The 7833-nt window shown below is 72.3% G+C and carries 7 protein-coding genes; 5 read left to right on the top strand and 2 right to left on the bottom strand.

Annotation, left to right across the window (positions count from 1 at the left end):
* Positions 1 to 124 precede the first annotated feature (124 nt).
* Positions 125 to 1252 carry a hypothetical protein gene (locus tag HMPREF3159_RS01850; RefSeq protein WP_070499417.1) on the bottom strand — a complete coding sequence of 376 codons (1128 nt, stop codon included), beginning with the start codon at positions 1250 to 1252 and terminating at the stop codon, positions 125 to 127.
* A gap of 498 nt (positions 1253 to 1750) precedes the next feature.
* Here HMPREF3159_RS01850 and HMPREF3159_RS01855 point away from each other — a divergent pair, with 498 nt between their 5' ends.
* From HMPREF3159_RS01855 to HMPREF3159_RS01870, 4 genes are all read left to right on the top strand, one after another.
* Positions 1751 to 2764, top strand: coding sequence for a siderophore ABC transporter substrate-binding protein (locus tag HMPREF3159_RS01855; protein WP_070499420.1), 1014 nt, complete (start codon positions 1751 to 1753; stop codon positions 2762 to 2764).
* Between the two features lie 156 nt (positions 2765 to 2920).
* A complete protein-coding gene (locus HMPREF3159_RS01860) occupies positions 2921 to 3922 on the top strand; it encodes an ABC transporter permease (RefSeq protein ID WP_070499421.1) in 1002 nt (333 codons plus the stop codon).
* Positions 3915 to 5051, top strand: a complete 1137-nt coding sequence (locus HMPREF3159_RS01865; RefSeq protein ID WP_070499423.1) for an iron chelate uptake ABC transporter family permease subunit — start codon at positions 3915 to 3917, stop codon at positions 5049 to 5051. Before HMPREF3159_RS01860 ends, HMPREF3159_RS01865 begins: the two co-directional genes overlap by 8 nt.
* Positions 5048 to 5812 (top strand): iron ABC transporter ATP-binding protein, encoded by a 765-nt coding sequence (locus HMPREF3159_RS01870; protein ID WP_070499424.1) that lies wholly within the window; start codon positions 5048 to 5050, stop codon positions 5810 to 5812. Before HMPREF3159_RS01865 ends, HMPREF3159_RS01870 begins: the two co-directional genes overlap by 4 nt.
* A 215-nt stretch (positions 5813 to 6027) precedes the next feature.
* On the opposite strand, the gene HMPREF3159_RS01875 is transcribed toward HMPREF3159_RS01870, so the two are convergent.
* On the bottom strand, positions 6028 to 6882 hold the full coding sequence (locus HMPREF3159_RS01875; RefSeq protein WP_246821419.1) for an aldo/keto reductase: 855 nt from the start codon (positions 6880 to 6882) through the stop codon (positions 6028 to 6030).
* Positions 6883 to 7119: 237 nt separating this feature from the next.
* Between HMPREF3159_RS01875 and HMPREF3159_RS01880 the strand changes: the two genes are divergently transcribed.
* The coding region (locus tag HMPREF3159_RS01880; RefSeq protein WP_141748028.1) for an MFS transporter at positions 7120 to 7833 on the top strand (714 nt) is incomplete at its 3' end.

Consider the following 7833-nt stretch of genomic DNA (forward strand, 5'->3'; position numbering starts at 1 on the left):
CCGCTCCTCGGCCCGGCCGACGCGCCGACGCCGCCCGGCCGCGTCGCCGCCGAGCTCGAGCAGCTCTCGTCCCTCCTCGCCCCCGCGTCGACCGCGCCGGCCGAGAAGCCCCTGGCGGACCCGCTCAGAGGACCGTGAGCCCCTCGACCATCGCCTCGAGGTCCCTGACCTGCTGGTCGTGCCCGAGCGCCGCACCGCCGTCGAAGGCCGCGGGACCGCCCGGGGTGTCCACCACGATCACGACGCGGCGCCAGGCGTCGGTCGAGTGGAGGAGGGCCAGATCTGAGATCACCACGTCGGCGGAGACGATCCAGGCGTCGTGCCCGTCGACCGTGGTGGCCTCGTCGCGATAGTTCCGCAGCATGGCCGGATCGCCGTAGAGCTCCCCGCCCTGCTCGGGCTCGAGCGCGCACAGGAAGATCGCGCGCGCGGCCTCCTCGGCGCCGGGATAGCCGCCCTCCTCCTCGGGGAACTCGACCTTCCCGACCCCCGCGAGCGTGTACCAGCCCGCCTCCACGGGCTGGTCGGCGTGATGCTGGTCGGTGACGTAGGCGCTCTGCGAGCCCCACCCGGTGCCCACCTCCCAGCCCTCCGGCTGTGGGAACGCGAGGCCGCCGCCGCGCACCTCGCCCTCGACCTGCTCGGTCACGGCCCCGTCCCCGTGCATGGTGCAGGCGGTGCCCGAGGCCGCGGCCTCGGTCGCGGGCTCCTGGTCCGTCGGCGTCGGTGCGCCGCCCGAGCCGCCGTCGGACGCACCCCCGCCGTCCGATGCGCCCCCGTCGTCGGACGGGTCCGTCCCGTCCGCGGGGCCCGACGCGCTCGGGGTCGGACCGTCGGCGGGCTCCTCCCCGCCGCCGCTCAGCACGGTCTGCGAGAGCACCAGCGCGATCACGGCGAGGATCACCACCAGGCACCCGCCCCCGCCCAGCAGCGCGAGCACCGGGCCGCGGCCTCCGCCCGACCCGCCGGGAGAGTCGGGGCCGACAGGGCTTCCGGGGTCGTCCCCGCCGAGCCCGCCCGTCCTGCCGGAGCCTCCCGAAGGGCTGCCGGAGAAGTCCGGGAGGGAGACGCCCCCGACGCCGCCGGTCGCGGCGTACCCGCCGGGGCGCTGCCCGTCGGGGCGCTGTGCGTCGGCGCCGTATCCGTCTGTGCCCTGCGCTCCGAGCCCTTGTCCGCCGGCGCCGCTCTGCTCGCCGCCGGGCGTGGAGAAGTCCGGCAGCTGCGGCCCCTGACCGCCCCCGTGCTCGTTCATCGTTCGCCCCCTCGTCCCCGGCCGCCGTCCCCCGGCGATCGGGGCCACCCTAGCGGGCCGGCCGCTCCGACCTCGCGCCCCCTGCGGGCTCTGTGCCCCCTGCCATCCCCTGCTCTCCGCCGGGCCGTTGCCTCCACGGGCGCTCAGCCCGCAGCCGACCGCGCGTACCGGCCCCGACGCACGCGCAGCGCCAGTGGATGCAGCGCAGCCGCGATGTCCGCGACCCGCCGCCCGACGCCGCCGGCCCGCACCTGTCGTCCACCTGCGTGCCGAGACGCCCGCCCGCCCCTGTCACCCACCCGCCGGCCGTCGCCGGCCTCCGTCGGCACCGGGTCGAAGGTCCCCGCAGGGCAGCGCATGTAGCGACGATCACACGTCCGCCTGATGAATAAAGCAAGCAAGGAGTGGCATAAACCGAACAGGTGAGGCTAGCCTCAGTCACGTCGCAGGCCGGATCTCCGCCGCGCACCCCGGACCCCGTCGAGAGAAAGACTTCCCATGACCTCCTTCACCCGCCGCAGCCTCGGCGCCCTCTCCGCCGCCGGTCTCCTCGGCCTGGCCCTCACCGCCTGCGGCGGCTCCGGAGAGGACGACGCGACGGGCGCCGGCGCCTCCGACGCGGGCGGCGCCGAAACGGGCACCGTCGAGGTCGAGGACAACAACGGCCCGCAGACGGTGCAGATCCCGCCGTCCTCCGTGGTCGCGACCGACAACCGCACCTTCGAGACCCTCGCCGACTGGGGCGTCACCCTCACCGCCGCGGCGCGCAGCCTGATGCCCTCGACGAACCCGCTCAAGGAGGACGAGTCGATCATCGACCTCGGCAACCATCGCGAGCCCGACCTCGAGGCCGTCGTCGCCGCCGAGCCGACCCTGATCATCAACGGCCAGCGCTTCGCCCAGTACCACGACGACTTCGTGAAGTACGCGCCCGAGGCCACCATCCTCGAGCTCGACCCGCGGGACGACCGGCCCTTCGCCGACGAGCTCAAGCGCCAGGTCTCCGTGCTCGGCGAGATCTTCGGCAAGCAGACCGAGGCCGAGGCCCTCGGCACCGACCTCGACGCCGCGATGGAGCGCGTCAAGGCCGCCTACGACGGCTCCTCCACCGTCATGGCCGTGAACACCTCCGGCGGCGAGATCGGCTACATCGCTCCCGGTCTGGGGCGAACGCTGGGCTGGACCTTCGAGGCGCTCGGCCTGGTGCCCGCGCTCGAGGTCGAGGGTGCCAGCGACGACCACGAGGGCGACGACATCTCCGTCGAGGCGATCGCGGACTCGAACCCCGCCTGGATCCTCGTGATGGACCGCGACGCGGCCGTCTCCGCCGACGACCCCGAGTACACGCCCGCCAACGAGCTGCTGGACTCCTCCGAGGCGCTCGCCGGCGTGACAGCCGTGGCCGAGGGCAACATCGTCTACATGCCCGCGGACACCTACACCAACGAGGGCATCCAGACCTACACGGAGTTCTTCAACACCTTCGCCGATGCGCTCGAGGGCAAGGCCTGAGCCACGTCCGTCATCGCTGACCGCCGCACGGCGGGCAGGGCCTGCGCGCCCCGCCCGCCGTGCGTCGCGTCGTCGCAGCACCCGTCGGCCCCGTGCGGCGCGCCGGTTCCGACGATCGTGCGCCGACGCGACCACCGCCCCTTCCAGGAGTCCTGAATGACCGCCCCCCAGCTCACCTCCGAGGCGCCCCCGCCCCGCACCCGCGGGCGCGAGCGCCTCGTCGACGGCAAGCTCCTGATCGGCATCGGCGCGGTCGCGCTGCTGCTGGTCGTCTCCCTGTTCACCGGCGTCTACGACGTGCTCGGCGCCGAGGGCGGCGGCGAGATGTTCGCCATCACCCGCATCCCCCGCACCATCGCGCTGGTCCTCGCGGGCGCTGCGATGTCGATGTCGGGCCTGATCATGCAGCTGATGACGCAGAACCGCTTCGTCGAGCCGTCCACCACCGGCACCACCGAGTGGGCGGGGCTCGGCCTGATCCTGGTGATGGTGCTGGTCCCGTCGGCGGGGCTGCTGACGAAGATGGGCGTGGCGATCGTCTTCTCCTTCGTCGGCACGATGGTGTTCTTCCTGTTCCTGCGCCGGGTCACGCTGCGCAGCTCCCTGATCGTGCCGATCATCGGGATCATGCTCGGGGCCGTTGTCGGCTCCGTCTCCACCTTCGTCGCCCTCCAGTTCGACGCGCTGCAGAACCTCGGGGTCTGGTTCGCCGGCTCCTTCACCTCCGTGCTGCGCGGAAGCTACGAGGTGCTGTGGATCGTGCTCGCCGTGGGCGTGGCCGTGTTCGTCGTCGCCGACCGCCTGACCGTCGCGGGCCTCGGCGAGGACATCGCCACCAACGTCGGCGTGAACTACCGCCGCGTGGTGCTGCTGGGCACGGGCCTGGTCGCGATCGCGACCGGCGTGGTCACCGTCGTGGTCGGGAACCTGCCCTTCCTGGGCCTGATCGTCCCGAACGTCGTCTCGATGGTCCGCGGCGACGACCTGCGCTCGAACCTGCCCTGGGTGTGCCTGCTCGGCATCGCGATCGTCACGATCTGCGACCTGATCGGCCGCACCATCATCATGCCCTTCGAGGTGCCGGTCTCCCTGATCCTGGGGATCGTGGGAGCGGCCGTGTTCATCGCCCTCCTGCTGAGGCAGCGCCGACATGGCTGAGCGCACGACGATCCACGACGGGCGCCGCCTCGAGGCGGTGGCCGACGAGGCCGCCCCGGTCGAGCTCTCCACCGCCCCGGCCGACGCCGCAGGCGAGCTCGGCGTCCTCTCCGCCCCGCGGCGCGTGCGCGCCCGCTCCGGCGCCTTCCCCGACGCCGCCTCCCAGCGCCGCTACTGGATCGTGCTGGCCGTCCTCGTGGTCCTGGCCGCGGGTGCCGCCCTCGGGCTGCTCGCGATCGGGAACCCCATGACGGTGGGCTCGCGCGGCTTCTGGCTGATCGCCGAGATGCGCGTGACCTCCCTGGTGGTTATGGCCGTGGTCGCGATCTGCCAGGCGGTCGCCACGATCACCTTCCAGACCGTCACCAACAACCGCATCATCACCCCCTCGATCATGGGCTTCGAGTCGCTGTACACCGTGATCCAGACGGCCGCGGTGTACACGCTCGGCGTGGCCGGCGTCGTCGCCCTGCAGGGGCCGGGCCAGTTCCTCGCGCAGGTCGCGGCGATGGTGGGGCTCTCGGTGCTGCTGTACGGCTGGCTGCTGCGCGGCCGCTACGCGAACATCCAGGTCATGCTCCTGGTGGGCATCATCATGGGCGGCGGGCTCGGCGCGGTCTCGACCTTCATGCAGCGCCTGCTCTCACCCAGCGAGTTCGACGTGCTCAGCGCCCGCCTGTTCGGCTCGGTGACCAATGCGAGCGCCGAGTACCTGCCCTTCGCGATCCCGCTGGTGATCGTGGCGACGACGCTGATCTGGCTCAACGCCCGCACGCTGAACGTCATCGCGATGGGCCGGGACGTGTGCATCAACGTGGGCGTGGACCACGGCCGCCAGACCATCTGCTCCCTCGTCCTGGTCTCGGTGCTGATGGCGGTCTCCACCGCGCTCGTCGGCCCCATGACCTTCTTCGGCTTCCTCGTCGCGACGCTGACCTACCAGCTCGCCGGGACCCACGACCACCGCCGCCTGTTGCCCCTCGGGGCGCTCACCGGCTTCGTGGTCCTCGCCGGCGCCTACTTCGTCATGAACCACGTGTTCTACGCGCAGGGCGTCGTCTCCATCATCATCGAGCTCGTCGGCGGGACCGTGTTCCTCGTCGTCATCATGCGGAAGGGGCGCCTGTGATCACCATCGACAAGGTGCGGAAGGAGTACCGGTCCGCGACCGGGACGGTGCAGATCGGGCCGGTCACCACCGACATCCCCTCGGGCGGGGTGACGGCGCTGGTGGGCCCGAACGGCGCGGGCAAGTCGACGCTGCTGACCATGGTGGGGCGACTGCTGGGCATCGACGAGGGCCAGATCGAGGTGGCGGGCTACGACATCGCCTCCACCGCCTCGAAGGACCTCGCCAAGATCCTCTCGGTGCTGCGCCAGGAGAACCACTTCATCACCCGGCTCACGGTGCGCCAGCTGGTCGGATTCGGCCGGTTCCCCTACTCCAAGGGGCGCCTGACCCGGCTCGATGAGCAGAAGATCTCCGAGGCGATCGACTTCCTGAACCTCGACGACCTCGAAAACCGCTATCTCGACCAGCTCTCCGGCGGGCAGCGCCAGCGCGCGTACGTGGCGATGGTCCTGGCCCAGGACACCGAGTACGTGCTGCTGGACGAGCCGCTGAACAACCTCGACATGCGACACAGCGTCCAGATGATGGGGCGCCTGCGCGATGCGGCCCGCGAGCTGGGCCGCACGGTCGTGGTGGTGCTGCACGACGTCAACTTCGCCGCCCACTACGCGGACCACATCATCGCGATGAAGGAGGGCGAGGTCGTCGAGGCCGGGCCCGTCGCGCGGATCATGGACGGCGAGGTGCTCTCGCGCGTGTTCGACACCCCGGTGCAGGTCATCGACGGGCCGACGGGCCCGCTCGCGGTCTACTACTGAGCCCGGGCCCGTCGGCCCCGACCCCGGCGGCCCCGGCGTGCTCCCGGCCCCGGCCCCGACGACATCGAGCGGCGGATCCCGACCGGTATGGCGGCCACGCCCATAGCGGTCGAGATCCGCCACTCGGTGTGTGCGGGGAGGGGGCTGCACCGTCTGCCTGCAGCACTCGACCGGCAGCGGGGCGCCCGGGCGGCGGGTCGCCTGCCCTCAGCGGGTCACTTGGTGGCGGGGTCCGTCCCGCCGCGGCCGTCCTCGCGGTCCAGCGCGTCGATCGCGGCGATCTCGTCGGCCGTGAGCTCCAGCTCCACCGCGGCGAGGTTCTCCACGATCCGCGAGGGCGTGACGGACTTCGGGATCGTCACGATGCCGTGCGCGAGATGCCAGGCGAGCACCACCTGGGCGGGGGAGGCCCCGTGCGCCTCGGCGATCGCGGTGACCGCCGGGTTCTCGAGCAGGTCGGACTTGCCCTGGCCGAGCGGCCCCCACGACTCTGTGAGGATCCCCTTCTCCTCATGGATCCCGCGCAGCTCACGCTGCTGGAAGTAGGGGTGCAGCTCGATCTGGTGGATCGCCGGGGCTGCGCCGGTCGCCTCGATGATCTCCGCGAGCTGCTCCTTCGGGAAGTTCGAGACGCCGATCGCACGGACCAGACCCCGCTCCTGCAGGGCGATCAGCGCCTTCCACGCCTCGACGTACCGCCCCTGCGAGGGCACCGCCCAGTGGATGAGGTAGAGGTCCACGTAGTCCAGGCCGAGCCGTTCGAGGGAGGCCTCGCAGGCGGCGATCGCGTCGTCGAAGGCGTGGGCGTCGTCCCACAGCTTCGTGGTCACGAACAGCTCCTCGCGCGGGATCCCGGACTCGGCGATCGCCCGGCCCACGCCCTCCTCGTTGCCGTAGATCTTCGCAGTGTCGATGTGGCGGTAGCCGGCCGAGAGGGCCTGGGCGGTGACGTCGGCGGCGATGTCGGGGTCGACCTTGAACACGCCGTAGCCGAGCTGGGGGATCGGGGCGGCGCCGCGGATCTCCAGCGTCGGGACGGCGGGGTGCTCTGCGTTCTGCGTGGTGGACATGGAGTTCCTCTCCTCGGGACGGACTCGCTCCAGCCTACGGCCGACGGGAAGGGGTCGTCCGACGGAAGGTGTCGGCCTGACAGGGAGGGGCCGGCCTGACGGGAGGGCTCGTCCCGTCGGGAGCGGCCCGCCCCGTCGGAAGCGGCTCGGCTCGCGGGCCCGACTCCCCGGAGCCCGGTGAGGGGATCGACCGAAAGGACGATGGCAGGTTCTGACAGAGCGTCATAAAGTGGGGATATGAGATCACCGAGCCCCTCCCGCCGCGGGGCGACGGCCGAGACCGCCACCTCCGCCCCCACCCCTTCGACACCCGATCCCGATCGCTGGAAGGCCCTCGGCGTGCTCGCCGCGAGCCTCGCGATGATCGTCATCGACGGATCGATCGTCGCGGTCTCCCTGCCGACGATCATCACCGACCTCTCCCTCGACCTCACCGACGCCCAGTGGGTCACCACCAGCTACGCCGTGGTGCTCTCGGCGCTGCTGCTGATCGCGGGGCGGCTCGGGGACCGGCTGGGTCGGCGACGACTGCTGATCGCGGGCGTGGCGGCGTTCGTGGTCGCCTCGGTGCTCGCGGCGCTGGCCGATTCCGGCGGGGCGCTCATCGCGGCGCGCCTGCTGCAGGGCGTCGGCGGCGCGGCGATCCTCCCCTCGACCCTGTCGAGCGTGAATGCGACCTTCCGCGGCAGGGAGCGCGGCGCCGCCTTCGGGGTCTGGGGCGCGGTGATGGCCGGCGCCGCGGCGCTCGGCCCGCTGTTCGGCGGCTGGCTCACCAGCAGCTTCTCCTGGCCGTGGATCTTCGCGGTCAACGTCCCGGTGGGTCTCGCCGTGATCGCCGGCGCACTCGCCTGGGTGCGAGAGAGCCGGGAGGCCGACGAGCCGGCGGCAGACGGCCCGGCGAGCGACCGCGTGGCCGAGGGGACGGCCGTCGGCCGCGCGGCTGACGGGCCG

This window comes from Brachybacterium sp. HMSC06H03 (assembly GCF_001807385.1).
Lineage (GTDB): Bacteria > Actinomycetota > Actinomycetes > Actinomycetales > Dermabacteraceae > Brachybacterium > Brachybacterium conglomeratum.